At 45.5% G+C, this 25,052-nt stretch carries 29 protein-coding genes; 12 read left to right on the forward strand and 17 right to left on the reverse strand.

The window, feature by feature from the left end; translation table 11 throughout:
- Positions 1 to 120 precede the first annotated feature (120 nt).
- Both MHH78_RS27300 and MHH78_RS27305 read left to right on the forward strand, forming a co-directional pair.
- Entirely contained in the window at positions 121 to 618 is a 498-nt protein-coding gene (locus MHH78_RS27300) for a hypothetical protein (RefSeq protein WP_341169480.1), read from the forward strand.
- A gap of 69 nt (positions 619 to 687) precedes the next feature.
- Positions 688 to 966, forward strand: coding sequence for a hypothetical protein (locus MHH78_RS27305; protein WP_341169481.1), 279 nt, complete (start codon positions 688 to 690; stop codon positions 964 to 966).
- A 54-nt stretch (positions 967 to 1,020) separates the two neighbouring features.
- Here the strand turns inward: MHH78_RS27305 and MHH78_RS27310 are convergent, their stop codons facing one another.
- Together MHH78_RS27310 and MHH78_RS27315 are read right to left on the reverse strand one after the other, a co-directional pair.
- Positions 1,021 to 1,206, reverse strand: a complete 186-nt coding sequence (locus tag MHH78_RS27310; RefSeq protein WP_341169482.1) for a hypothetical protein — start codon at positions 1,204 to 1,206, stop codon at positions 1,021 to 1,023.
- A 340-nt stretch (positions 1,207 to 1,546) separates the two neighbouring features.
- Entirely contained in the window at positions 1,547 to 1,690 is a 144-nt protein-coding gene (locus tag MHH78_RS27315; protein ID WP_341169483.1) for a hypothetical protein, read from the reverse strand.
- Positions 1,691 to 1,835: 145 nt separating this feature from the next.
- On the opposite strand from MHH78_RS27315, the gene MHH78_RS27320 reads away from it, so the two are divergent.
- Together MHH78_RS27320 and MHH78_RS27325 are read left to right on the forward strand one after the other, a co-directional pair.
- Positions 1,836 to 2,033 (forward strand): hypothetical protein, encoded by a 198-nt coding sequence (locus MHH78_RS27320; protein ID WP_341169484.1) that lies wholly within the window; start codon positions 1,836 to 1,838, stop codon positions 2,031 to 2,033.
- A gap of 14 nt (positions 2,034 to 2,047) precedes the next feature.
- Positions 2,048 to 2,533 (forward strand): hypothetical protein, encoded by a 486-nt coding sequence (locus MHH78_RS27325; protein ID WP_341169485.1) that lies wholly within the window; start codon positions 2,048 to 2,050, stop codon positions 2,531 to 2,533.
- Positions 2,534 to 3,712: 1,179 nt separating this feature from the next.
- On the opposite strand, the gene MHH78_RS33985 is transcribed toward MHH78_RS27325, so the two are convergent.
- The 4 genes from MHH78_RS33985 to MHH78_RS27340 form a co-directional block, all read right to left on the reverse strand.
- Complete coding sequence (locus tag MHH78_RS33985) at positions 3,713 to 3,802, reverse strand: putative holin-like toxin (RefSeq protein ID WP_445668069.1); 90 nt, start codon at positions 3,800 to 3,802, stop codon at positions 3,713 to 3,715.
- A 77-nt stretch (positions 3,803 to 3,879) separates the two neighbouring features.
- Complete coding sequence (locus tag MHH78_RS27330; protein WP_341169486.1) at positions 3,880 to 4,686, reverse strand: hypothetical protein; 807 nt, start codon at positions 4,684 to 4,686, stop codon at positions 3,880 to 3,882.
- Positions 4,687 to 4,990: 304 nt separating this feature from the next.
- Positions 4,991 to 5,176 (reverse strand): helix-turn-helix domain-containing protein, encoded by a 186-nt coding sequence (locus tag MHH78_RS27335; RefSeq protein WP_341169487.1) that lies wholly within the window; start codon positions 5,174 to 5,176, stop codon positions 4,991 to 4,993.
- Between the two features lie 213 nt (positions 5,177 to 5,389).
- The gene (locus MHH78_RS27340; protein WP_341169488.1) at positions 5,390 to 5,923 is read right to left on the reverse strand and encodes a hypothetical protein; all 534 of its coding nucleotides are present in this window, start codon (positions 5,921 to 5,923) and stop codon (positions 5,390 to 5,392) included.
- Positions 5,924 to 6,261: 338 nt separating this feature from the next.
- Here MHH78_RS27340 and MHH78_RS27345 point away from each other — a divergent pair, with 338 nt between their 5' ends.
- The 3 genes from MHH78_RS27345 (at position 6,262) to MHH78_RS27355 (ending at position 7,749) form a co-directional block, all read left to right on the forward strand.
- Positions 6,262 to 6,855, forward strand: coding sequence for a hypothetical protein (locus MHH78_RS27345; protein WP_341169489.1), 594 nt, complete (start codon positions 6,262 to 6,264; stop codon positions 6,853 to 6,855).
- Positions 6,856 to 7,065: 210 nt separating this feature from the next.
- Positions 7,066 to 7,458 carry a helix-turn-helix domain-containing protein gene (locus MHH78_RS27350; RefSeq protein ID WP_341169490.1) on the forward strand — a complete coding sequence of 131 codons (393 nt, stop codon included), beginning with the start codon at positions 7,066 to 7,068 and terminating at the stop codon, positions 7,456 to 7,458.
- Between the two features lie 33 nt (positions 7,459 to 7,491).
- Positions 7,492 to 7,749, forward strand: a complete 258-nt coding sequence (locus tag MHH78_RS27355) for a hypothetical protein (protein WP_341169491.1) — start codon at positions 7,492 to 7,494, stop codon at positions 7,747 to 7,749.
- Between the two features lie 48 nt (positions 7,750 to 7,797).
- Here the strand turns inward: MHH78_RS27355 and MHH78_RS27360 are convergent, their stop codons facing one another.
- Positions 7,798 to 7,935: a hypothetical protein gene (locus tag MHH78_RS27360; protein WP_341169492.1), complete on the reverse strand. Its 138-nt coding sequence runs from the start codon at positions 7,933 to 7,935 to the stop codon at positions 7,798 to 7,800.
- Between the two features lie 128 nt (positions 7,936 to 8,063).
- On the opposite strand from MHH78_RS27360, the gene MHH78_RS27365 reads away from it, so the two are divergent.
- The 3 genes from MHH78_RS27365 to MHH78_RS27375 all read left to right on the forward strand — a co-directional run bounded on the left by MHH78_RS27365 (position 8,064) and on the right by MHH78_RS27375 (position 10,449).
- The gene (locus MHH78_RS27365) at positions 8,064 to 8,648 is read left to right on the forward strand and encodes a helix-turn-helix domain-containing protein (RefSeq protein WP_341169493.1); all 585 of its coding nucleotides are present in this window, start codon (positions 8,064 to 8,066) and stop codon (positions 8,646 to 8,648) included.
- A 166-nt stretch (positions 8,649 to 8,814) separates the two neighbouring features.
- Positions 8,815 to 9,585 carry a helix-turn-helix domain-containing protein gene (locus MHH78_RS27370; RefSeq protein WP_341169494.1) on the forward strand — a complete coding sequence of 257 codons (771 nt, stop codon included), beginning with the start codon at positions 8,815 to 8,817 and terminating at the stop codon, positions 9,583 to 9,585.
- Between the two features lie 135 nt (positions 9,586 to 9,720).
- On the forward strand, positions 9,721 to 10,449 hold the full coding sequence (locus MHH78_RS27375; RefSeq protein ID WP_341169495.1) for a helix-turn-helix domain-containing protein: 729 nt from the start codon (positions 9,721 to 9,723) through the stop codon (positions 10,447 to 10,449).
- 13 nt (positions 10,450 to 10,462) lie between these two features.
- Here MHH78_RS27375 and MHH78_RS27380 read toward each other — a convergent pair whose 3' ends face one another.
- Positions 10,463 to 10,849 (reverse strand): hypothetical protein, encoded by a 387-nt coding sequence (locus MHH78_RS27380; protein ID WP_341169496.1) that lies wholly within the window; start codon positions 10,847 to 10,849, stop codon positions 10,463 to 10,465.
- A 377-nt stretch (positions 10,850 to 11,226) separates the two neighbouring features.
- On the opposite strand from MHH78_RS27380, the gene MHH78_RS27385 reads away from it, so the two are divergent.
- Positions 11,227 to 12,399, forward strand: a complete 1,173-nt coding sequence (locus tag MHH78_RS27385) for a tyrosine-type recombinase/integrase (RefSeq protein ID WP_341169497.1) — start codon at positions 11,227 to 11,229, stop codon at positions 12,397 to 12,399.
- 552 nt (positions 12,400 to 12,951) lie between these two features.
- Positions 12,952 to 13,887, forward strand: coding sequence for a magnesium/cobalt transporter CorA (corA, locus tag MHH78_RS27390; protein WP_036696789.1), 936 nt, complete (start codon positions 12,952 to 12,954; stop codon positions 13,885 to 13,887).
- Between the two features lie 169 nt (positions 13,888 to 14,056).
- Here corA and MHH78_RS27395 read toward each other — a convergent pair whose 3' ends face one another.
- From MHH78_RS27395 to MHH78_RS27435, 9 genes are all read right to left on the reverse strand, one after another.
- Entirely contained in the window at positions 14,057 to 15,073 is a 1,017-nt protein-coding gene (locus MHH78_RS27395; RefSeq protein WP_341169498.1) for an HRDC domain-containing protein, read from the reverse strand.
- 167 nt (positions 15,074 to 15,240) lie between these two features.
- On the reverse strand, positions 15,241 to 16,122 hold the full coding sequence (locus tag MHH78_RS27400) for an ROK family protein (RefSeq protein ID WP_341169499.1): 882 nt from the start codon (positions 16,120 to 16,122) through the stop codon (positions 15,241 to 15,243).
- Between the two features lie 481 nt (positions 16,123 to 16,603).
- Positions 16,604 to 18,193 carry a cobyrinate a,c-diamide synthase gene (locus MHH78_RS27405; protein ID WP_445668105.1) on the reverse strand — a complete coding sequence of 530 codons (1,590 nt, stop codon included), beginning with the start codon at positions 18,191 to 18,193 and terminating at the stop codon, positions 16,604 to 16,606.
- A gap of 1 nt (position 18,194) precedes the next feature.
- Complete coding sequence (locus MHH78_RS27410; RefSeq protein WP_341169501.1) at positions 18,195 to 19,334, reverse strand: cobalt-precorrin 5A hydrolase; 1,140 nt, start codon at positions 19,332 to 19,334, stop codon at positions 18,195 to 18,197.
- Positions 19,327 to 20,130, reverse strand: coding sequence for a precorrin-4 C(11)-methyltransferase (cobM, locus tag MHH78_RS27415; RefSeq protein WP_341169502.1), 804 nt, complete (start codon positions 20,128 to 20,130; stop codon positions 19,327 to 19,329). The genes MHH78_RS27410 and cobM overlap by 8 nt, the downstream gene beginning before the upstream one ends.
- Positions 20,127 to 21,002 (reverse strand): precorrin-2 C(20)-methyltransferase, encoded by an 876-nt coding sequence (cobI, locus tag MHH78_RS27420; RefSeq protein WP_341169503.1) that lies wholly within the window; start codon positions 21,000 to 21,002, stop codon positions 20,127 to 20,129. Before cobI ends, cobM begins: the two co-directional genes overlap by 4 nt.
- A 31-nt stretch (positions 21,003 to 21,033) precedes the next feature.
- The gene (cbiE, locus tag MHH78_RS27425; RefSeq protein WP_341169504.1) at positions 21,034 to 22,260 is read right to left on the reverse strand and encodes a precorrin-6y C5,15-methyltransferase (decarboxylating) subunit CbiE; all 1,227 of its coding nucleotides are present in this window, start codon (positions 22,258 to 22,260) and stop codon (positions 21,034 to 21,036) included.
- Positions 22,253 to 23,437 (reverse strand): cobalt-precorrin-5B (C(1))-methyltransferase, encoded by a 1,185-nt coding sequence (locus MHH78_RS27430; RefSeq protein WP_445668106.1) that lies wholly within the window; start codon positions 23,435 to 23,437, stop codon positions 22,253 to 22,255. The genes cbiE and MHH78_RS27430 overlap by 8 nt, the downstream gene beginning before the upstream one ends.
- A 949-nt stretch (positions 23,438 to 24,386) precedes the next feature.
- Positions 24,387 to 25,052: a precorrin-8X methylmutase gene (locus tag MHH78_RS27435; RefSeq protein ID WP_341169505.1), complete on the reverse strand. Its 666-nt coding sequence runs from the start codon at positions 25,050 to 25,052 to the stop codon at positions 24,387 to 24,389.

Genomic DNA, 25,052 nt, shown 5'->3' on the forward strand with positions numbered 1-25,052 from the left:
GTGTATAGCCAGTGTAAATAACATTGTAGTATTTAAGTGGAATCATTCGACTATACCTCACAGCGGTCATACAACGCTTCTCATGCTAAGGTACATCATTATTATTTAGGAGTGTTGCACTTGTCCTTGTATACTATACGCCATTTAATGCTGCAATTAGCAAACAACAAAGATGAATCCACATTCTACATTAATCAAGAAATGCAGTTAAAGTGTTTAGAATTATATATCGACCTGAACACTTCCGTTATAGATAATCACATTATACTGATTCAGTTGCGTGATTTATTAATTCGCTTATCTAAGAACACTAATAGTTCAACTAGCATAAGCCTAACAACCTTATCTGGGCCTCTCTGTAGCTTACTAGACCTGTTTATAGACAATGATTGGATAGATGTTGATGCCACACATTTTAATTTGTTAGAGGAGCAAACAGAAGTTCAAAGTACAATGACACAATCAGATACATTCATGTTGCTAATGTTAGATGTTGTAATTCCTGTTCTTCTTCATTTCTTTTCCGATGCAACATATTTAAATTCTATTGACATTGAAAGTGATACCACTATTACACGTTATTTGTATCAACTTATTTATGCTTTCCCTGTACTCTGACTTCCCTTTTAATAATCGGATCTATTTTAACTTTTTTAAATACAGTTTTGTGGAAATGGGGTTGCAATAATGGATAAGAATTATATCCTTTACGAATTACTAATGGCTATGAGATCAGTAAACATACCTTCAAATGATAAAAATGAATTACGGGATCAACTTAACCACAATTTGTGGAATGTCATTAAACATGTATGTGTGCTTGATATTTATGACTTCTTTGATTTAAAACTGCAAGAATATACAATAGAAAAAGTGTTAAAAGTGGATCTTGAAGATCCATCACCATTTGCAGAAATTATTAATTTTTTAACCAAGAGTAAATTCAATGTTGGTGACTTCAGTTAAACAAAAAAAGGTCTAATCAATTAAGATTAGTCCTTTAATAGTTGTTATCAATTTCTAAATATCCGCTATTTCTTCAATATCAACATGTCTATTTGCAATAAATTCGTCACTTACCCCAAATTCACCGTTGATATCGAAAAAAATATTGACTCTATCAGTTGAACAGAGATATGTTCCCACCTTTGATTTTTTCAAGTTTTTGTATCTAATTTCATATGGTACGCCTCTTTGAAATTCCATTATTGTTACCTCCTTTTAGTTTATTCCTCCACTTATATAGTGGAGGGTTTACATTAACCTAAGCGTATTGTAGTACTGTTCTACCTTTATAATTTGGCACAATTACAATTGATGATTTAGGGGCGTTATCTTCGTACCAGAGCTGTTCTAGGGCATCCTGGAGGTCTAGATTCAAGTAAGATTGTTCTTCCATTCCATTACTTGTATTGCGCTTCATGACGCTTCTAGCACCATTTTCAGCACATTTAGCATGTACCCTATCCATGTAGGACGGTGTAATATATGTATTGATTTCAATCGGAAGAGTGAACGATTCATTTTTAATAAATTTAGTTATATTTTATTTGATTGATGGGGGAACATTAGCAACATTGATATTTACGCTTACTTCTCTACCGAATGATTCCAGATTTGCACGAGCCTGAACATTGAATTGGGCCTTTACTGCCTCAAGTGCTTGAGCCATGATTTGTTTATTTGTCATGTGTATCGTCTCCCTTTGGGTTAGTGTGTGTTCCTTAACTCTTGTCTAAATTTTATACTCGTACGAGTATATTGTCAACACTTTTTTATACTTGTACGTGTATATAACCTTAATGTATAATACATATTAAGGTAGGTGAATAATTTTGACTGAAAATACCCCAAGTGCTGCTAGTAAAGCAAAGAGAAAATATAATGACAAAACATACGAACGAATTCCACTTGATGTAAAAATCGGTACTAAGGCCATTTATAAAGAGGCTGCCGACTCTGCTAAGATGAGTTTAAACGCTTATATTCAGAAAGCAGTTGAGGAAAAAATGAAGCGAGACATGTCTAACTAAACAAGAGGTTCATTATGGAGAGATTTAAAGCTGGAGATATTATAAAAGCTAAAATGGCCTATTTACGTGGAGGAAATCCTGTTGCTGAATATAAATACTTTCTTATTGTCTCAAAAAGAAAAGATGCGACCGATGTTGACCAGGATTACTCAGCGTATAGAATTACCTCTAACACTGAACGTGGAGGAAAGTATGATATGGAGTTTGACCAATCCAATATTAATCTTCGTTTACCTTCAGTGATTAGAACAGATAAACAGCACTCAATAAACCCTCGTGACATTGTTGGTTATAATTATAGACATGATCAAAGGGGAACACTTCTAGGTTCTGTCACAAAAAATGAATTACGTCAAGCAAGACGATTGCATGAGAGTGAGCAAGAACCAGTACCAATTGCGACAAAGAAAGTGAAGCATAAAAAGAAAAAAGTTAAAGTCGAGAAAAAGCAATCACTTCAAGAAATGATCGATGAATTATGCTTGATTGGATTTAAATAGAGTAACAAACAGAACTTCTATACGTCTCAATCCGCAAGAAGTGTTATATGGATTAAAATGACATTGAGGAACTTCCAAGCAACAACAACAATAAAGATGATTAAAAACAAAAAAGAGACGATCCATTTAGGAAAGCCTCTTTCAGATCTTTGTACTTCACCATTTGATTATTAAAACTACTAATGTGGTGATACTTAATGCCAACGAAATGTAAGTCATAGTCATTGTGGCTTTCTGTTTTCGGTTCATTCATTTAGCTCCTTTTAGTTATGTTATAATTGACGTACCTTATATACCCTACGCCCCAGCTCTTACGAGGTTTCGGATTGCTTACCTACTCAGCAAATAGATGTGAGTGAGGATTGAGTTTATCAATGCGATGATTGCAGTCACCGTCTTGAATTTTCATCTCTTTCCTCTTTGCGTCTTTCTTTTTTATTCAACCTTGTTGACTATATGCAACGCCATTAAACTAATTAACTGGAGGGATTGCATTGTCTATATTGCTATTTGCTCTTCTGCTCATCAATTCAATTATTGTAGGTATAACAATGGAACCTACAACATTAAATATTGTGCTAATTTCACTATCTGCAATAATAAGTGTCATTGGATTAGTACTCCACATCATTCGATATAATAAAAAAGGAAGGATTTAAATGGACACCTTAACCCTAATTATATCCCTGGTTGCACTTGTAATCTCCTTAATTGCTCTCAGCAAGGCACTCCAAAACAGGAGGAACTAGCATGACTAAGCCAGCCCCTAAGCAGCCCTTATCATTTAGATTTAGTGAAGAGTTTGTAACTCAACTTAGAACGTGGTCATTTGTCACTGAAACGATCAACGTATATTATTAGAAGAAGCGTTTAAGGAATATGCAGATAATCATCCTGATGTAAAGGATAAAGTAGACAAGATAAGTGAAACACTGGACAAAGACTCCTAATTATTTAGGAGTCCTTTTATTGTCTCACAATATTTCTTCCGCATTAACAATCCTAAATTAATATGGTATAATATCATATAACGTAGTATTATTTCTTACAGAAATGTATATGCTAAAAAAGAGCAAGGATGTTCCAGCATCCTCACTCTTACAACAGTCCGCTTTTAAGGGCGGCAGGCTGTGCTTTTGGATTGGGAATATGACCGTCATCCTCTGTCAGAAGGGCGGTCTATTTCCTTTTGTGGAATGATAGGATTAACACAACCAGTGTCGCAAATGAAATCATCAGCGTCAGTGCTTGGTATACCTCCACAGGCATCACCTCCCTTCAGGGAGACTAGCCGACCGCCCATATAGCCTTACTGTTGATACTCTATTATACCATATGTATCGTTATTAGACAGCCTCTGGAAGTATTCTAGGGGCTTGTATTGTTATGTGCTTAAATCTTGTTTTGCACATGTTTTGAATCATTATCTGACGTTGTTCAAACTCGATATTTGATGAAACTAATCCTATATCTAAAATCTGCAACTCATGTATCGCTTGATTAACCTGTATTGATAGATATTCTCTTGTTTGATTATCTTCTGCGTCAAGTATTTTTCGAATCTCAATTGCCCTGGAACCTAATAAGCATAGATTAATCATATCGGATTCTTCACTATACATTTTAGTGTCTGGGGATCTATGACCATGTTCAAGTATGTATTTTCTGCTTAATGCCTTCATAAGCTGTTTGTGGCTTTCTTTCTCTGGGTGACGCACCATTGTCCATTTATCATAATCCTTGATTACCAGTTCAATTAGAATGAAGTAATCAGAAACTAAGTCACCTGCTGGATTATTCTGCTTCAATGCAATTTTCTTAGCACAACTTGTTGTCAACTTGACTATCTTCTTATTATGTCCACCACTACCTGCCCCTGTTTTGCTTCGGGGAATCTCGAAGCAAAAATCCTTATCTCTTACGAAGCTGTATTTTATTAACTTCCCCTGTACTTTCCCTCTATCTGCCAATAGCCAATCAGTGTATCTATCTTTCACTTCTAAAGCCTTACACAAATCCTCACCATCAATCGGATGCTTCTCTTCACTTTCAATTATAGACAACATTGGAAATTGTTTTTGATACTTACTAATGAGTTTCCACTCTTCTTCAGACCGTCCAAGTTTATTGATAACGTCTTTACGTTCAAACACCTTTGCTTTATTTCCGTTTGCTAATGTAATTGTCTTAATGTTGATATCTCCTTTTACATTTCATATTATTATTTTTATGTTATTAGCACAATATATATATTATGTACATCGGAAAACAATCACCTCCTTTCCGTTTAAGTTTTGTCACAATAAATTTCTGCAATAGACTCAACACTTCATTCGTATTGCATATTGACCAAAAGGTTAAGGATATTTTTTACAACATTTACAAACTAAATATAACAATAAAATATTTAAAAAGTCAATATATATCTTTCAGAATCCACATTCTTATTAACAAATTTTATGATACCAACTCATTAGACAAATATCTCGCCAAATCAACCTTGCTAATCCGCAAATGCTTACCAATCTTAATCAAGTTTATTCCACTTTGCTTAAATAGCTTATAGGTATTATTTTCGCCTAATTGTAAAATTTCTTGTACCTGCTTCACACTTAATAGTGGAGGATAATTCTCCATTGACATTAAAATGCTCTCCATATCTCATTCACTCCCTCAAAAAATTTGATCTATGTCATGGTCAGTAGTAGCTGACTCTTAACGGATAACCACGATAGCCACGCCTCCCAGCGGTACTATTTCGACCTACTCCGTTGATAGGTCATCATCAGGCGGATTAATATGTTTAATATATATATTTATTGTTTATATATAATAACAGTGTTTATTACGTTGTTATCAGATACATAGAGTGAGATTAAGGAATAATTGATTAGGATTAAGTGCCTTAAGATCAAACAATTGTTTGAGCGTTAATTTTGTTTCAGCAAACACTTCCATCTTTGCAGAATTGAATGGTTCCAGGAACAGGCATTCCAAAGCGTTCTTGATTGGCATTTGCTCTAGGTGACTGAAATTATCGTATGTATAGTGGTATGAGCCGATTTCCTTGGAGAGATCTAGCACCTTAAGGAAAAAAACTCTCATCCATGGATACAATTGCTTTTCTTTGACTAGTTGGATGAGTTTAAGACGGTCTTCATTGGTCTTTAGAAAGTGATTTAGCTCATACTTGATTGCAATTGCCTTCTTTATGGCCTTCTTTTCGAAACCAATCTCCTGCATTACATCCTCAATACTGATTTGTTGTTCAGACTCGTTAACTTCGCTCATGTTGTTGTCCCCTTTATTATTGATATGGATAATACCACCAAATACCTTTTCAACATTAGTAGTCTTTGTAGTTATGTTACTTTTAAATAAATTGATCATTACGATCTACTCCTCTAGGTAAATGTATTTAATAAATCTAGGGCTTTTGAAACAATACAATTATTAATATAGTTAAATTTTACTATAAGTGCAATTTAGGTTTTTCCAATTTGGGTATATATGTCTCCTATCACTAATTTGCTACATTGTCGAATAATGGAATAAACAATGTCGAATTATGTTGATTTTTGCGTTGTGCAGCGGATACTGAATGAATACAGTTGTTATAAGAATTATTTATATGATCAAACTCAATGAAATTGAGTGAATTTTTATAGTTTTGTTATGTGTGTCTGTGTTAAAATTTAGGGAATAATATATGTAGGGAGTCGTGGTGTGTGATGGGATGGTTAGTTTTGTTTATTATCTGCTTGATAGTATTCTTTGCATGGATCAAACATATAACAAAGGACATTGAGACTGGCACTGCTCAAAAAATTAAGGACAAAGTTGAGCATTTTAACTTTAGCAGAGAACGTTATACTTTTGGAGTAGGTACAAATATATTAATCGGAATCGACGAGCCAAATCAGAAAATTATCGTGGCCTCAATGACTAATCAAATTTATATTAATTTTTCGGATATTCTCGAATCGGAAATTATCCAAGATGATATATCTATTAGTAAAACCTCACGTTCAAGCCAGATTGGAGGAGCAGTAGCAGGTGGATTGTTGGCTGGTGGCGTAGGTGCTATTGTTGGCGGATTAAGTGGAAAAACTGAATCAACAACTAGAATTAAGAAACTAAATTTGAAGATAGTTGTAGATAGTTTATCACAACCAGTTATTTACATGCCCTTCTTAAGTGAGTTATCACCCTTACCCAAAGAGCAAAAAAGAGTAGCTCAGGCTATTGAAGACATTCAACATTGGCACAGTTTATTGAGTGTAGTAATCAATCGAAATAATAAGGTGGTCAAGGAGGGGTAACCCCCTCTTTCTTAATGTATTATTTTGATCTTTTTCAATCGAATAATGTAATTATATTACGCTAAACGCAATTTGTAAATACCCTAAAATGAATTTAATTACTCCTAGTGTAATTTTTGATTTGCATTTAGTATTTTTTTACGATTTACGTTATAATTAATAATACGTATCCAAATAATACGTATTAAAAAAACAAATGAGGAATGTTTAATGATTAAAATCAAGGTAGCTGAGCTACTTGGAAAGCATAAAATGTCTCGCAAGGATCTTGCTGAGGCTATTGGAATGAGACAAGCTACAGTAGGTTTATTATACAATGAAGAAATTAAACGCATTGATATTGAATGGCTTGATAAAATATGCAAATATTTTGATTGCAACTTAACTGATATAATTGACTACTATCCTGATGATATGGTTGTTGAGGAGAGTACATATAAATATCAGCGTAGCTCAACATCAAATGGTGAATGGACACTCGTGCCAAAAAATGATGAGGACAATAAATCAAATGCTAAAATAGGTGCTCAACCTTCAACAAGCCTAGATAAAGTGGTAGACGATCAAGACACAAAGCCTAATAAAAAAAATCCGCAAGCGTAAGATAAAATGAATTCAACAGTTGGGAGCGATCACATGTCAGACTTCAAAGGTCTTGAACAGTTAATTAAGCAGTCGTTTGACCAACAGGATAAACGTCTCGAAAGAATTGAAGACATGTTAACAAGTCTGATTAAAATTGTTGGCGCTACTAATAGTAAAGTTGATCAAATCAGTACTGATATTACTTCAGTAAAAGAAGGCCAAGTACGCCAAGACAGAATCCTTGAGTCACTTGCTATGCGTTCCTTAGAACAAGAAAGTGAATTGCGGGAACTTAAACGGTTTAAGTAGTGAATTGAATTTAATCATATCACCTCTCTCCACTCTCAAAGTCTGAGTTTAAGGATGTTTTTGGGATGTTTTTAAGGAGTCACTAATTGTAACAGAAAAATATTCAGCCCAAAATATAACCCCTGTAATAATATCATAACTGCTATGATGACTTTTTTTATTTTTTAATCTAACTCCTACACCCATAATGTAACTCCTAATTAAGATCGAGTCAATATAATTCGTTCTTTTTGGAGTTATTTTTTTATTCTTTTTAGGGAATACTTATGATATGATTGATTTAGAAAGCTCTAATTCAATGAGGAGGATCTACAATGTTAATGTTTAATTTAGAAGATGCAATGAAATTAGTTGATATAAACCAAGCTAAACTATCCGCGCTATCAGATGTTAGACCTAATACTATTTCAGATTTAATAAAGGCTAACACTAAAAGAATTGAAGTTGACACATTAGAAAATTTACTTGATGCACTTAATGGCATAGCAAAATCAAAAGGTATAAAAAAGTACTTTCAGGTTCAAGATATTATCCAATATTACAATGATGATTATGAAGATAATGCGGAAACCTACAGCGACTTGATTAACAAAGAAGAATTTGAAATGATAAGAAGAATCTTAAGCAATTCAAAAGTCTTCACTCCTATTCAAGGAATAATTGAAACAAATGTCTGCAAAGTATTAATTTTGTACCGAGAGATACTTACTAGTGGAATAATAATTGCTTTTGACAAAACTCACACGAAAATTGAGGAAGTACTGCTTTCTTGCGAACAACAGTTAAAGCCATACTATTTAAGTGAGCGTAGAAGTGAAGGCCCTGTCAATACAAGATTTCAACTAACTGAAAAAGGAAAAGAGTTTGTCAATTTACTCAGAAAATACGGAACATCATAAGAGGCTGGTTTCAGTCTCTTTTTGTTTAATTATCAAGGAACAATTTGTGTTAACAATATATAACTCTTTTAAATGGTAGTTAACATCTGCTATAATACAACTATAAGGGATTTATTCCCTGTATGTCAACTAACATTTAAACTTGTTAACTAAAGGGGTGAACAACTTGCAAACTTTCAGTTTAAATAATAGATTGGGCGAAACTTTGAAAGAATTACGAGAGAAAAAAAAATGGACTTTACGTCAAGCAGGCGAAAAAAGTGGCTATTCAGCTGCCTATATATCAATGCTAGAAAGAGGCATTCACTCTACTACAGGTAAACCAATTAAAGTGACTCCAGAAGCTCTTGAAAAGTTTGCAGAGGTGTACGAGTATCCCTATAACCTTTTAATGATTGCTGCTGGTTACGGTGAGTATGCTGCCGTAATGGATGAGATGGCTGTTTCAAGTGAACCATTAATTTTAAAGGAAGAACCAGCAGGTTACTATGTAAACGAAGAATACTTAACCTCCCTCCAGAATTCTTATAGCGTGCCTGAAGCCGATAGCACTAACCCAACAGAAGAAAAGTTAACTGACAGATTAATTCAATTAAGATTGCAGGAAGGATTGTCTCACAAAGAATTAGCATTAAGCATTGCTTCAATAGTTAATCGCCACTTTACTACTGAAGAAATTAATAAAATTGAAACAGGTGAATTGAAACCTGATTCTGATTTCTTAATTGCAGCTTCTCAACTTTATGATGTTAGTACTCACTGGATATTAACAGGTGAACAGTTTAAAAGTAAAAGGTTTAAGACTATAACCGATGCAAATACCTCTATTGACACAATACTAGAAAAGTTAAATCAAATTAAAAAGGAATCTGATAATATAACAAAAGTAATTCGTAATAGTTTACCTGATGAAGTTAAGCAAAAAAATAAATCATGATTAAAAATGCTGAAGCTACCCCCTCTTGTTTAATATGGTAAACATGTTTACAATAACAATGTAATATATTCCTTTCTCATTGTCAATAACTATAGTAAACAACTTTCTAATTTCGTTTACAGGAGTAAATAAACTATGGAAAAGATAGATAACCAGGTAGGAGAACTACTTAAAGAGTTACGCGAATCAAAAGGCTGGACAATGCGGCAAGCCTCCGAAAAAACTGGAGTAAGTGCAGCTTATATTAGTATGCTTGAAAAAGGTGTTCATTCATCTACTGGGAAACCGATCATGATTACACCTGAAATATTGCTCAAGTTTAGTGCAGCTTATGATTACCCCTACCACATCCTATCTATGAAAGCTGGAGCAGCAAATTATAAAAACGGATTGACAACTACAGATGATCATATGGAAATTGACCATTTAATACCGAAAAGAGTCGCTGAGGAAATTAATAAATATGATCCAAATGGTAACCAGCTAATAAATCTCCTCAATTTGAGCGCATCAGAGAATAAAGAAACTCTAGGTGATCGCATATATCAATTACGCCTAGCAAAAGATTATACTAAAACTGATCTTTCCAACCTGATCAAACCATTTTACAATACTGATACACTGGAACGAGAGTCCTTCACTATTGAGCAAATTGAGTCTTATGAAAATGATAAAGTAGAGCCTCCGCTTAGATTCATAGTTGCTCTATCGGACTTGTTTAATGTCTCATGTGATTGGATTTTAAAGGGGAAGGATTTCGTTATTAAAAGCGATACTCAAAATGAGAAGGAACAAATGTTAGATGTAATAAGCAAATTGAAAAATATAGTTGAGGAGAATTATAAAAGCGACCCTAATTCATAAGGTCGCTTCTTTTTTATGTAAACATCATTATCGCATCTTGCACTACTTCATTGGGAAGCAGACAACCTGCCCCACCTTCGATCATGTAAAGCTGTAATTCCGCAAAAATCATTGACTCTTTATTAGGTACATCAAGAGAACTGAAGTAAATAGTTGAACCGTTCGCAATAGCTTCTAATGATCTTTTGTTGTTAATTTTACTAAAATTCACTGAAAACTCTCTTGGCTGAACTTCCCCTTCGACTTCCATAGAAAAGAAAAAAACAATTGCATCCTCTTCCCCAAGATTCATTACGTTGACCGTTGTTTCAAAAGGCTGCATAGGTCCAATTCCTTCAACTTCTTTGACATTCCAAATTACAACTAGTTTACCTTCATAACAAACTATTCTTCTGCGCACTAATGATCACTCCTAATATCCTGCTTCACAAATCATTTACCAACTCATTCTACTGAAATCGGGCATTAGATTTGTGAGCATGTCTGTAAGTCCCCTCAGAGAAGCTGTAGCAGCGTATGAGAAGTCACTGAAGTCTCCCCCATTACTAAACCCCTTGTAAACATAAAGCCCAAATATGGCTATTACAGCGATTATGACAATGTCTGATTTTCTTAGTCTCATGAAACCTCTCCCTAAACATTTTGTATAAATTATACAATATCCCGGTCTATTAATATAGCAGATAAATCTTATCTATTTTGTTGCGTAGACTAGTTAAATCTGCTATATTAACATTGTATTTATAGTTATTTTTAGTTTTAAGAGAGGATGATAAGATGGCTCAAGGTTCAATTAAGCAAGATCCAAAAACGAAATTGTATCGATTTGTTGTCGATGTAGCAAAGAAAGGAGAAAAAAGAAAACAAGTTAAACGAGGTGGTTTTAAGAAAAGGTCAGAAGCACAAGCAGCCATGACTAAACTTCTAAATGAGGTTAACGAAGGAGAATACATTTCACCAGATAAAACAGTCTTTGTAGATTACATGTTAAATGTGTGGATTGCTGAAAAAGAAAGAAACAATCACATGACTCGTTTGACGGCAGATTCGTACAGATCATATATTAAAAATCATATCAAGCCTATATTGCCTACAATCACACTTGGCGAGTTGCAAGCAAAAGATATCAAACACGTAGTTAAAAGTATGCAGACAAGAGAAATCAAAAAGCAAAAAAAAACCATAACACTGTCTGATTCAACAATTCAAAGAATATATAATATGATTATTTCCGCCTTAAACTATGCCAAGCAAGACGGATTGATTAAGACTAACCCAGCAAAAAAAGTTGACAGGCCAAAAGTACCAAAGAGAAAACTGAACATCTGGAACATTACACAAGTTAAGACATTTCTAGAAGGCTTCAAGAATAGTCGTCATTACATTGTATTTTTTCTAGCACTTCATACTGGCATGAGACAAGGTGAAATTTTAGGATTACCCTGGAGCAATGTAGATATGAAAAAGAAGCGAATAATGATAACACAAACACTGGAACATGATGGAAAAGGAATTAAAGAAGGAGCTAAGAGTTCGGCGGGAATTCGTTCAATTTCCATATCAGATGAGATAGTTGAGGAATTAATGAAGCAGAGGAAAAGAATTGAACATGAAAAGGAACTTGCTGGGGAATTATATATTGATAACGATTTAGTTTGTTGTACTAATATCGGGAAACCTGTCTTCCCAGATACACTTACTCATCTAATGAGAGCAAAAATAAAAACACTTGGATTACCTAAGATTCGATTCCATGACTTAAGACACACAGCAGCCTCTCTACTCCTTGCTTTAGGATATCATCCCAAAGTGGTTTCAGAAATTCTTGGTCACGCGAGTGTCACAATTACACTGGATACTTATTCACATTTATTAAAAAATATGCAAGCTGAAGCAACACAAGGATTGAGCCAATTATTGACCGCTGAGATTAAAGTTGAGCAAAAATAAAATCGTGTGACTTTTAGTGTGACTTTTGAGTGAAAATTGAAGACTATAATCTCGAAAAACCCTTGATTCATAAGGATATTTTAACACTTACATAGAAAAAGAACTCTTATGTGCTCTTGATAAGATTTAGCTGTATTCAGTTGAATAACCTTAAGCATCTGAACGATGCTTTTTCTTAAATTTCACTTTAAATCATGAACCTCCTTTTCGTCAAGTCCATACAATGCTGAAGGGGCCTTATAACAGAAAACAATTTCTCTTGTAAGAGCCATATCCCGGCGTTATACTAGACAAGTGTTTCAAACCCAAAAACGGCGAAAAGAAGAGGTGAGAGAAGAATGGAAGGCGACCCGGGCTCGCGAATATGCGTGCAGAATGAACAACCACACAGGATTAACATCAGCTTGCCGGCGGCGGGAGCCCTTTTTCTTCATGCTCTCGGACCGTCTTTTGGCCTTCGTCCATGATTGTACCACCGGCCAAGCTGATTTTTTCCGTGTGCTGAAATTAGCATACCCCTGGAGAAGAACAGGGACATAAGGAGTGAATCAGATGAAAATCCGGCTGGTGAATGCAGGGGTTTTTACGCCTATTGATAATATTGAAGAAACTTTAACCGCCCCTGCCGAGGGGTTCTACTGGATTGATGCGGATGTGGAGGACCTTGTAGAGCTTCAGCCTATATACGGCCTGCATGATCTGGCTGTGGAAGACTGTCTAAGTGAAGAGGATCAGCGTCCGAAGCTGGAGATTTATGAGAGTCATTATTTCATCGTGGTGAACAGCATCCGGTTCGATGATGAGGAAATCTTCCTCCGTGCGCTCAACGTATTCCTTGGCAGACATTATATTATTACCGTTACGAAGCAGAAGATCCATGAGCTGCGTGTCCTGAAGCCCGTACTGTGGGAGCAGGAGGTCAGTACTCCTGACCGCTTCCTGTATCTGCTGATCGACCTCGTTGTCGACAACTTCTTCTCGGTCGGTGACCGGATTGAAGCGCGGATCGAGAAGCTCGAGGAAGACATCCTCATGCATACCAAGAAATCGCATCTGAGCGAGATCATCGGTCTGCGCAGTGAGATTCTCTGGCTGAAGAAGATGCTCGGCCCGCAGAAGGAAGTTATCAACACGCTCAACAAAAAGGATCTTCGCCTGATCGATGATCAGCTGCAGAAGTATTTCAGCGATATCTATGAGAATGCGGTCAAGATCTCTGAGACCTTCGAAACATACCGCGATCTCATGGGCAACTTGCGCGAAGCTTATCAGTCCAGTATTGCGAACCGCGCCAATGAAATCATGCGTGTATTTACGGCAATTACCACTATATTCATGCCGCTGACCGTGATTACCGGGATCTACGGCATGAACTTTGACAATATCCCGGAGATCCACACCGAGTACGGCTACTATGGCGTCATTGCCGTCATGGTGACGCTAGGCTGCGGAATGCTCATTATCTTCCGTAAAAAGGAGTGGCTATGAAGCAGAACGGACGAATACGAAGGACGAAGGCACCGTATACCCGGCTACCGGGACTCGGAGAGCCTTCGTCTTTTTGGTATTTCACCAGTATGTAATGCGTCTGCGCCCATCAGGAGTTCTGTTCATCAGGACCGCAGATTGGGGCCGATGCTGGCCGTCAGTCACCCTCTTACAAAGGGGCAGCCATTCCAAGCGCCGCCGGATGCTCCCGCCGGAAGCGGATGCGGATCAGCCGCAGGCGTTCATAATACAGATCAAGTCCGTCAGCAGGTACGAAGTTGTCGCCGTAGGCTTTGTAGAGGACAGGCTTCAGGAAGTTGTCGCCGATCAGTTCATAGGCTGTCCAAATATTGTTCTGTTCTTCGGGGCTTACTTCACTCAGCTCCAGGGCAATGAGCTTCTCGGCCGAGTAGCCGTCCTTCTCCAGCTCTTCCAATACTTCAAGCACTTCACGGCGGGAAACTCCGCTAAGTGCCCTGAGCTGCTCCATCCCTTGCCCCTCTTCGATCCCCTGTAACAGAACGCGCCGCAGTCTCAGCCGCTCCAGCTGCTTCTTGTACTTAAGCTCCTTCTGCTTATAGTGCCAGGACACGAAGCTCTCTTCGTCTATGGCATGATTCACCCAGCTTAGGGGAAAATCATGCTCGCGCGGAGCCGCCGCGGTGATGCTAAGCCAGTCTGCACCATACTGTGAAACTTTGCCTTCTCCCACACCCGGAAGCTGCAGCAGCTCCTCCTCTGTCCGGGGAAGAAACGCGCTGATCATGCGCAGCAGACGGTTGCTGGCCAGGATATAAGGCGCCTTCCGTTCACTGGAGGCCTTCCCCCTGCGCCAGGAGCACAGCTCCTCGAAGATGGCTTCATTCCCGTGTTGCTCACTGAAATACTGCAGCTTAAGCTGCTCCTGGCTGCGGCTGCTGAGGTTATCCTCGTCATGAAATACCCCGTCAATCAGCGGGCGGTAGCCTTCCCCCATCTTCACGGCAAGCTCGTGCCGGTATACACACAGCATCTCATTCCATGATCCGCCTTCATACCACAGGCTGTCGTCCGTCTCCTGTTCCCCGGAGAAATCGCGCCAGCCCAGACGCCACTGCCCCTCTTCTTCTCCAATCCATAGCTGGGCAAAAACCCCTTCGTCCACTCTTGATCTTTTGCACAAACGGTTCATGAATACGATTTGCATAAGAATCCCTACTTTCGTCGTCTTACAGTACGCATGACATATTTGAACGCAAAAAAGCACCTCTCCCACGACATTCGTGAAAGAGGTGCTTCCTCTTAAATGCTATACTGTTAAAACCTAGAATACCATATATTACGTAACAGTCAATGCCTTTTTGACAGAATATCCTACTTGCGGTCCAAAGCCAGCTTGGCCAGACCCAGTGCGCCCGACAGACCGGCGTTATCTCCAAGCTGCGGAGGCACAATATAGCTGCCAATCTCTTCATTGAGCGCCGGATGCTGCACATATCCGCCGAGCAGCTCCTGCAGCTTGGCATGGATCAGCGGGAAGAGCTGGCTCTGCTTCATCACACCCCCGCCCATTACGATCTTCTGCGGCGAGAGGATCAGCACATAGTTCATAAGAGCATGGGCCAGATAGTGGGCCTCCATCGCCCAGGCCGGATGATCTGCAGGCAGCTCGCCCGCCGGCTTACCCCAGCGCTTGCCGATGGCCGGACCTGCCGCGAGACCCTCCAGACAATCGCCGTGATAAGGGCAGAAGCCTTCGTAGTGGTCCTCGGGATGACGACGGACCAGAATATGGCCCATCTCCGGGTGGGACAGCCCGTGAACGAGCTTCCCGCCTACCACAGCACCGGCACCAATCCCGGTGCCCACCGTGATATAGAGACAACTGTCCAGCCCTTGCGCTGCTCCCCAGGTGTACTCGCCCAGCGCTGCACCGTTCACATCGGTATCAAAGCCGATCGGAACCTGGAATTGCTCCTCCATGGCTCCAACCAGATTATACCCGCCCCAATGCGGCTTCGGTGTGGTTGTAATATATCCATAGGTGGGGCTGCCGATAACAGGGTCAATCGGTCCGAAGGAACCGATCCCGATAGCCTCCACAGCTTTTCCGCTGAAATAATCCATTACCTGGCCCATAGTCTCCTGAGGAGTGGCCGTCGGAAAGCTCACCCGGTCGATAATCGTCCCGTCCTCATTCCCGATACCGCATACAAACTTCGTTCCCCCTGCTTCAATCGCTCCCAACAATTTCACTGCAGCGTTCCCCCTTCTCCTGATGCATCCATATGCTGTTGCTTCTCATAACTTCAATAGATTTGCCTAACACGATGATCGCTCTCACGGATACGATAGATTTCTCTAAGTACGGCGGCGATAGATTTCTCTAGCACAGCGACAGATTTCCGTGATACAAATATGCCGGTTGACCGGCACAGCGCAATGATAAAGCGTTCTCTTATCCTATTATACGTGGCTCTTATATGTATGACAAGCGGTTGACATACAGGTTAAACAAGTGATTTGCTGATGAGGCTTAGGCTGGATTGAATGGGAACGGGAGATCGTTGGATTTTGTACACCTGCTAATGAACGAATGGCCGATGCTGGGACAACATTTGGAAAAACAACACTTAATTCCGCCCATTTTAGCCCAAGTAGCCAAAAGTAACATGAACAGCTGTTGTTTTTCCACTTGTTACCGAGTACACCGTTACAATCAATAAATTAAGATACATTATTCCATTTGTTGGTTGCAGGAATCGGAATCTTGTTGCTGCATAGTCTGTTTGCGGTCATGATAGGCCCGGCAGGCTGCTACAAGCCGGGCTGCTGCCGGGAGATGGGAGGCCAGATGGATATGCGCATAAGCAGCCATAATGCTGCCGCTGATGTAGCCTTCAGGCTGGCTCCCCCCTCTGCCCTTACTCTCATAGGCATAGGTCCGGGCTTCCCCGTCAGGATAGCTCATGACGGAGTAATGAAATTCATGGCCGCGCAGACGCTCGCCCTGCTTCAGCAGCAGACAGTCGTGAAGTGCCGTAACTTCACGATACCCGAGTGCCGCCCGGCATTCCTGCATCACGGTGTGTGCCGGAATGATTCCGGCCATCTCATGCACCGTGCCGGTGCGGTCGGTCAGACTGCGGGCCAGCACCATATAGCCGCCGCACTCCGCATACAGTGGCATTCCAGCGTCTGCAGCAGATCTCAGGCCGCCGAGGAATAGCTGGTTCGCGGCAATCACCGCCGCGAATTCTTCCGGAAAGCCGCCGCCGAGATAGATGCCGTCAGCTTCCGGCGGAATGCCTTCACCGCTGAGCGGGCTGAAGTACACCAGCTTAGCACCTTCACGTGCAAGCAGCTCCAGATTATCGGCGTAGTAGAAATTGAACGCCGCATCCCGGGCTACGGCAATGAGCGGGCTAGGCCCCGCCGGGCCTGCCTGTGTCTTATGTATCTGAGCAGCGGGGTTACAAAGTTCAGCCGCATATGTAAGAGAGCGAACTTGCTGGACCGGTGTCTGCATGCAGGCAAGCAAGGCTTCTTGCTCCGGCGCCACAGGCTGCCCCTGCACAGCAGGAGCGGCAGCCGCAAGCTCCAGCAGCCGTTCCAGATCCGTGCCTTGCTCCAGCATGTCGGCGGCACGCTCGAACAAGGGCGCAAGCTCCCCCCGCTCCACAGCGGGCAGCAGGCCCAGATGCCGCTCCGGGATGTCCAGCCCGCTGTCGCGGGGGAGCCAGCCAATCACGGGAATCCCGCAGGCTGCTTCAATGGCAGCCTTAACTAATCGGTAGTGACCCTCGCTGCCGCAGCGGTTCACCAGAACGGCGGCAATCTGCACCTGCGGCTCCAGCTGCCGGAAGCCCAGCACTATCGCCGCGGCACTGCGCCCCATGCTGCGGACATCGACCACCAGCAGCACAGGGCTGGCGGTCAGGATGGCGATCTCCGCCGTGGATCCGGTCAGTGCTGTGTCTTCCTTGCCGTCATACAACCCCATCACGCCCTCAATGACGGACAGGTCAGCATCCGCCGAAGCCTGCAGGAAATACTCCTGCAGATAGTCGCTTGAAGTCATCCAGGAGTCCAGGTTACGCGAGGGACGGCCTGTGACCGCAGTGTGATAGGCGGGATCGATATAGTCAGGGCCGCATTTGAAGCCCTGAACCTTCAGGCCCCGCCGGGCAAAAGCGCGCATCAGCCCCAGTGTGACCGTTGTTTTGCCCGAGCCGCTGCCTGTGCCTGCGATGACCAGGCGGGGATGCGCCTGCGGCTCACGGGGGGCTGATCCAGGCTTTTTTTCATATCCGGCTGCATTCCTCAGCTCATTCACCGCTCTTCCACTCCTTCTCTCCGGGATAGACAATCCGGGCTACGGCGATGGTCACATTGCCGCTCTTGAGCTTAGGCTGCAGGAGCGAATGTGCACCTGAAGACAGCAGCGCAGCAGGTTCACAGACACCGTAAGCCCCGGTTGCCCTGAATACCACCTCAGACGGATGATCCAGTTCTACTGTATTGAGCTGCTCCGGGGTGTACAGAACCAGCTCCCAGCTGTATTTGGCGCACAAGGCCAAGAGTCCCGCTTCATCCCCCTTGATCCCGGCTGTCGCCACATTCCGCACACTATGGAGCGACAAATTAAGCTCGTGCAGAGTGTGAAGAACCACCGCTTCCAGCTCATCCGCAGACGTCCCGCGGTTGCAGCCGAGTCCAAGCACCAGACTGCGCGGGCGATACACTACAGTGTACTCGGCCAGAGTAGTATCTGCCGGTGCGTCCTCCTCTGGTTCCTCCGTCACCCGGTCGCTTACCACAATCGCTGCGCTGAAGCTGCGTCTGCTATACCGAAGCTCGGCTCTGCTTGCGAACATAGAGACATGCTCCGGCACCTCAGCACCCGGCGGCAGCCAGTCACGTTCCCCGCTCTCCTGCACAAAGGCTACCGGCTCCCCGTTAACGAGCGCAGCACTAACCCCCTTCATGGAGGTGAAGCTATCGGCACGCCAGCCGTACTCCCGGCCCAGCAGATCAACAGCGAAGGTGCCCTGCACATCCGAAGCCGTGGTGATCACCGGATGGCTGCCCAGCAGCTCCGCAATCTCCAGTGTCAGCTTATTCGCTCCGCCGAGATGGCCGGAGAGCATGCTGATGACATGCTCCCCGCGCTCATCGATGACGATGACGGCAGGATCGGTTCTTTTATCCCGCAGCAGCGGAGCCGTCAGCCGGACTGCCGCCCCCAATGAGAAGAACAGAATGACCGCCTCATAGCTCCCGAAGAGCCTAGGCAGCAACCCTCTGACCGGTCCGTTAAAAACAGTAATTTCCCCACTCCGCGCCTCCAGCTCTCCGCTATACTTGGCATAGACAAAGACCTCAGTCCCGCCAAGCCGCCCGCCGAGCTTCACAGCCAGCTCTATGCCACTCCGCGTAATGGCAACAACCGCATACCGCTTACTCACCGGAGCCGATTCCTTCCCGGCAGCCGTGGGTGAAGGTCTTGTCATACAGCTTGGAGCGGTGCTGATCGCGGTCCGTCAGCCCGGGGTCCAGCGCCCAGCCGGCCAGGATCATGGCATGCATGGTGATGCCAGCACCTTGCAGGTCCGCCTCCAGCTTCTCAACCGTGGTCCGCAGAATCTGCTGATCCGGCCAAGTGGCCCGCTTCACGACCGCCACCGGGGTCTCCGGGCTCCAGCCTGCGGCCAGGAATTCACTGCTCACATGACCGGCCAGTGATGCACTCAGAAACAGCGCCACCGTGCAGTGATGCTCCGCCAGCTTGCGCAGCTGCTCGCGCTCCGGCACGGGTGTGCGCCCTTCCGCACGGGTCAGAATGACCGTCTGCGTCAGCTCCGGCACGGTCAGCTCTGCGCCCACCGCCGCCGCAGAGGCAAAAACCGAGCTGACGCCCGGTACAATCTCGTAAGCGACGCCGCGTAGCTTCAGCAGTGACATCTGCTCCAGAATCGCGCCGTACATGGCGGGGTCTCCGGTGTGGACGCGGGCTACGCTTTTACCGGACTGCACGGCAAGCGTCATCAGCTCCACCTGCTGCTCCAGATCCATGCCCGAGCTCTGAAGCACCTGCGCACCGGGCTTAGCGCTGCGGATCAGCTCCTCGCTGACCAGCGAATCCGCATACAGCACCAGATCTGCCGAGCGCAGGATACGGCTGCCTTTTACCGTAATTAGCTCGGGATCGCCGGGTCCGGCACCGACAATATATACTTTTTGCTCCAACAGCTTATTCGTCATTTGCTCACCACCATCAGACTCAGGTACTCCACTTCCTTGCCCCGCAGGTCCCGTGCATCGCGCCAGACAGTCTCATAGGGGGAGGTGACCTTGGTCACCACCGAGGCGCGGCCGGACAAGCCCAGCTCATCCAGCACATCCAGCACCACATCCAGCACCTTGGCCACCTTAAGGAACACCACCGTATCATGATGCAGCAGCGCTTCTCGAAGCGCCTCCCTGTCGTCCGTAGCCGGGATGATTCCCACCCGCTGATTGCCGTCTGCCAGGGGCTGCTCCAGCGCAGCCGCCGCGCCCAGCACCGAGGATATTCCCGGAACCGAGACGACCGGCACACCGGGGTGCAGCTCCTGCATCAGCCGGGCCAGATGAATGAAGGTACTGTAGAGATTAGGATCGCCTTCGGTCACAAAAGCCACATCCCGCCCCTGTCTCAGCTCTCCCCAGCACAGCTCTACCGTACGGGTCCAGCCGCTGGCCAGCAGCTCCGGGTCCTTCGTCATCGGAAAGACCAGTCCGAGCATGATTTTGTCCAGCGGGTCTACATGCAGCTCAATGATTTCATAGGCGTAGGATTTGCCGCCCTTCTTGGTTGCCGGGTAGGCAATCACCGGACATTCCCGCAGCAGACGGCAAGCCTTAAGCGTAATCAGCTCCGGGTCGCCGGGGCCAACGCCTATGCCGTATAACGTTCCGAGCGCCCGGGGAGTCAGTCTTTCCTCCAGCTCCAGCTCTTCTGCATCCAGTGGGTCAAATAACGCACTGGCAACCTGTATCGCTGCTTCTGTCCACAGCGTACCTGCCGCTTCTCCTGACGTTATTTCCTGTCCCTCCGCAGCCTGCTCACGCGGCTCAGTTACATCGGTCTTCATTGCGGGTTCCTCCTTCGTTATTGTCAGATGATTAATGAAGCCTCCGGCCGCTGACCACATAGACGGGATTCATTCCGTCGAACCGGGTCATGCCGAGAATCGGCTTGCCGCGCGACGCCTGAAGCATCGTCACCTCGCAGGCCAGCCCTGCGGCCTTAAGCGCCTCCATGCTGCCATGCAGCGTCTCCACCGTGATCGCCCCAACCACAATCCGGCCCTCCGGGCGCAGTCTGGCGGCGCTGTGCGCGATAATGTTCGCCAGCTCCCCGCCGCTGCCGCCGATGAAGACGGCATCCGGGTCTGGCAGAGCCGCTAAGCCCTGCGGTGCCTTCTCCTGAATGATCTGGAAATCCGCCCGGAACTTCAGACGGTTCGCTGCCATATTCGGCAGGTTCTCGGCACTTTTCTCCAGCGCGTAGACCTTCCCGAGTCTGGCGATCCGCGCGCATTCCGCAGCCACCGCACCCGAACCGGAGCCGATGTCCCACACGACTGCATCCTCGGACAGGTTCAGCTCCGACAGCACCAGAGCGCGGACCTCGCGCTTCGTAATCAGGCCTTTCTCCGGCTTGCGCTGCCGGAACTCCTCATCCGGATAGGCGAAGCCGCGCCGCACAGGAGCAGTGACCTCCTGCTTACGGCGCAGGATCACGACATTAAGCGCTGCGAACTCCCTGGTCACCATCTCCTTCAGCGTCCAGAACCGGCAGACTTCCTCCGCCCCGCCAAGCCGTTCACAGATAAACGCCTCATATTCCATCATCCCGAACTCCTGCAGATAAGCGGCAATGACCGCAGGGGTGTTGTTCTCGTCTGTCAGCAGGGCGATTTTATGCTTGCCGTCGATACGCTGGGCCAGTCCCTGGATGGGACGCCCGTGCAGACTGATCAGCTCCGCATCCTGCCAGCTGTCCCCAAGCCGTGCAAACGCAAGCTGCACACTGCTATAATGGGGGATCACCTCCACATGCTCCGGCCCGAACCTGCGGACGAGATACCCGGCAATCCCAAAAAAGAACGGGTCCCCCGAGGCCAGCACCACCGTCCGCCGCTCACGCCACACCTTCTCCAGCTTGTCTGTAAAAGGCTTCAGGCCGCCTTGCAGAACGATTTTCTCCCCTCTGTACCTGCTGAAAAAATTCAATTGCCGCTCGCCGCCCAGCAGCACCTCGCTGTTGTTCACTATGCTTAAGCTATCCGGTGTCAGGCCGCCGGTGCCATCCTCACCGATCCCGATCACATAAATCAGGTTATCCATGAATCTCCGCCCTTCCCAGCACCCGGCCCTTCATTGTAACGAGCACCATTTCCACAATCATGCCTCCGTTCATATGCGCCAGACTCTGTTCACAGGCATGCCTGCACAGCTGCTCGAAAAAAACGTGATTCCCCGCCTCAGTCATCAGATCCACGACCTGTGAGGCTGTGTTGGCGGCAGCAATCTCCTGCACCTGCTCCGGGGTTGCTCCCGCACCAGCCGCAACGGAGGCCAGAAATCCGAAATCGACGGGCGCGTTCTTGGAGTGAATCAGCATGGCCCCCTGAGCTACCTTGGAGAATTTGCCGGCCATCCCGACGAAGGTAACCTTCCCAATCCCGTAAGCCTTCGCATGCTCCAGCGAGAAGCCTACATATTCCCCCATCTGCACAAAAGCTTCCTCCGGAAGCTCCGTGAACATTGCGATGGCATATTTCTCGCTGCTGCCGCCTGTGGTAAGCACGACCTGCCGGTTCCCCGCCGCAGCCGCCACCGAGATGGCCTGAACCACGCTGGCCTTATAGGCCTCGGTGGAGAACGGCGTCACCACGCCCCGCGTGCCCAGGATCGAAATGCCGCCCAGAATACCCAGCCGGGGATTCAGCGTCTTAAGAGCGATGCTCTCGCCTTCCGGCACGCTGATGACTACCCTAAGGCCCCGCGCTGCACCGTGCTCCTCCAGCACGGCGGTTACCGCCTCCTGAATCATCCTCCGGGGGACCGGGTTAATCGCCGCTTCTCCCACGCCTACCGGCAGGCCCGGCTTCGTCACCCGGCCAACACCGCGGCCCCCGTCAATCTCCACGCCGGCCTGATCCCGCCAGCTCACCGCCGCCTCGATCCACGCCAGATGCGTCGCATCCGGGTCGTCTCCGGCATCCTTAACAGTGGCACAGCTTGCCGTGTGTGTTCCTGTACGCTGCCAGCCAGTCAGCTCAAAGGTATGACGGAACCCGGCCGGCAGATCAATCTCTACCGCAGGCAGGCTCTCCCCTGTAATGAGCAGGGTGGCCGCACCTGCGGCTGCCGCGGCGGCACAGGCCCCTGTCGTGTAGCCCCTGCGCAGCTGGGGAGCAGGGGGCGCTTCTTCGGAATCGTGATCGGGCGATCCGGGATCGGGCGATTGTGCGAACTCAGGCCCAGCAGACTGTTGTACACGATCACCCTCCTGCTCGATCTCGGGGCCGTCTGCTTGCTCCACCTGCTGGGCTGCCTGATCGAACTCGGGGAAGCTGGCTTGCTCCGGTTGCTCAGTTGCCTGATCGAATCCGGGCAATCCGGGTTCGATAGCCTGCTGTACCTGCCCAGCCATCTGCTCGATCTCGGAGCCGGCTGCGTGCTCCAAACGTTCAGCCGCCTCTGCAAATTTGGGGCCAGTCGCTTGCTCTACTTGCCACACCTGCCCCGCCCCTGCCTCACCGCTTTCTTGGCTCCGGTTCTGCCTGACGGCGTGACCGGGTATTTCCTTGGTCATGGCAATCCCTCTTTGCTGTTGGTCTAAGAATAAATCCTCAGAATCTGAACAATCTGCACATCGCTGAAGCTTATCCTCTGAGCTTTCGCCCTGGGCAGGTAACCTGTCTTACTCTCTATATAACCTGATTATACTGCTGCTTCTAAGCAAATCAGGAGATTTTTATACAAATTCTGGATCCATTGCACTTTGTACATTAGTTGAACCCCATATCCGCCAAAAAAGTGAGTCTGCTGCATTTTGTACATTAGAATTTGGCGGGGGAGGTGTTTTGGAGCTATTATCCACAAATCAAGTGTATGAACTACAGTAGAACCGGATTTCAACTATAAAATCACGAATTCTGTTGTACAGAATACTATTAGAACTAAAGAAGTAAATAATTTGAGATAGTTGTATTCTGTACATTTAAAACCCGCAAAAAGGGAGGATTTCCTCATCTAACTGTAATCTGTACAACTATATCTGCCCAAATCAAGGAGAACACCGATTATAGAAAAGTTTAATTGCACGTTTTACAGCTAAATGGCTATTCACTCGTACATCAGAGCATTTAGTTGTACAGAGTGCGATTAAGCATACCACTTGTACCTTAATCGGGATATGACAACTCACCAGCCCTACGCTTCAGCTATCTGATTCTCTGATCAAGCTACCCCAGCTCACCCGCCGCCCGGCGGACGGCCAGCAGACTTAGTGCGTTCACTGCGGCGACCACGATTGTACTGCCCCCTTTGCGGCCGATATTGGTGATGTAGGGAATATCCAGCTTGCGCAGCTCATCCTTGGATTCCGCCGCTGAGACGAAGCCAACGGGCATGCCGATGACGAGGCCTGGCTGGGCGGCACCTGCTTTTACCAGACGGATTAGCTCCAGCAGGGCAGTCGGCGCGTTGCCGATGACATAGATTCCCCCCGGTGCCTGTGCGCAGGCCTTGCGCGTTGCGATAATCGCCCTTGTGGTTCCCAGCGCCTTCGCCTCCTCCACCACATCAGGATCTGAAATATGTACCCGGACCTCGCCGCCGTACCGCTGAATCCGCTCCTTGGCAATGCCCGCCTCCACCATCCGCACATCCGCTATAATCGGCTTGCCCTGCAGAATGGCGTGAATCCCCGCCTCAATCGCCCCGGGATGGAACACCAGGCTGCGCCCCAGCTCAAAATCAGCCGAAGCATGAATAATCCGCTGTACAATCGGGTACTCGAGTGCACTAAACGAATGTTCACCCAGCTCCTCCGTAATCATCTGAAAGCTTAGACCCTCTATCTCCTGCGGCTGTACGGTCACCGGCTTGAACTCTGTCCCGAAATCCAC

Origin of the sequence: Paenibacillus sp. FSL H3-0333 (genome assembly GCF_038002805.1) — a bacterium.
GTDB lineage: Bacteria > Bacillota > Bacilli > Paenibacillales > Paenibacillaceae > Paenibacillus_AQ > Paenibacillus_AQ silagei.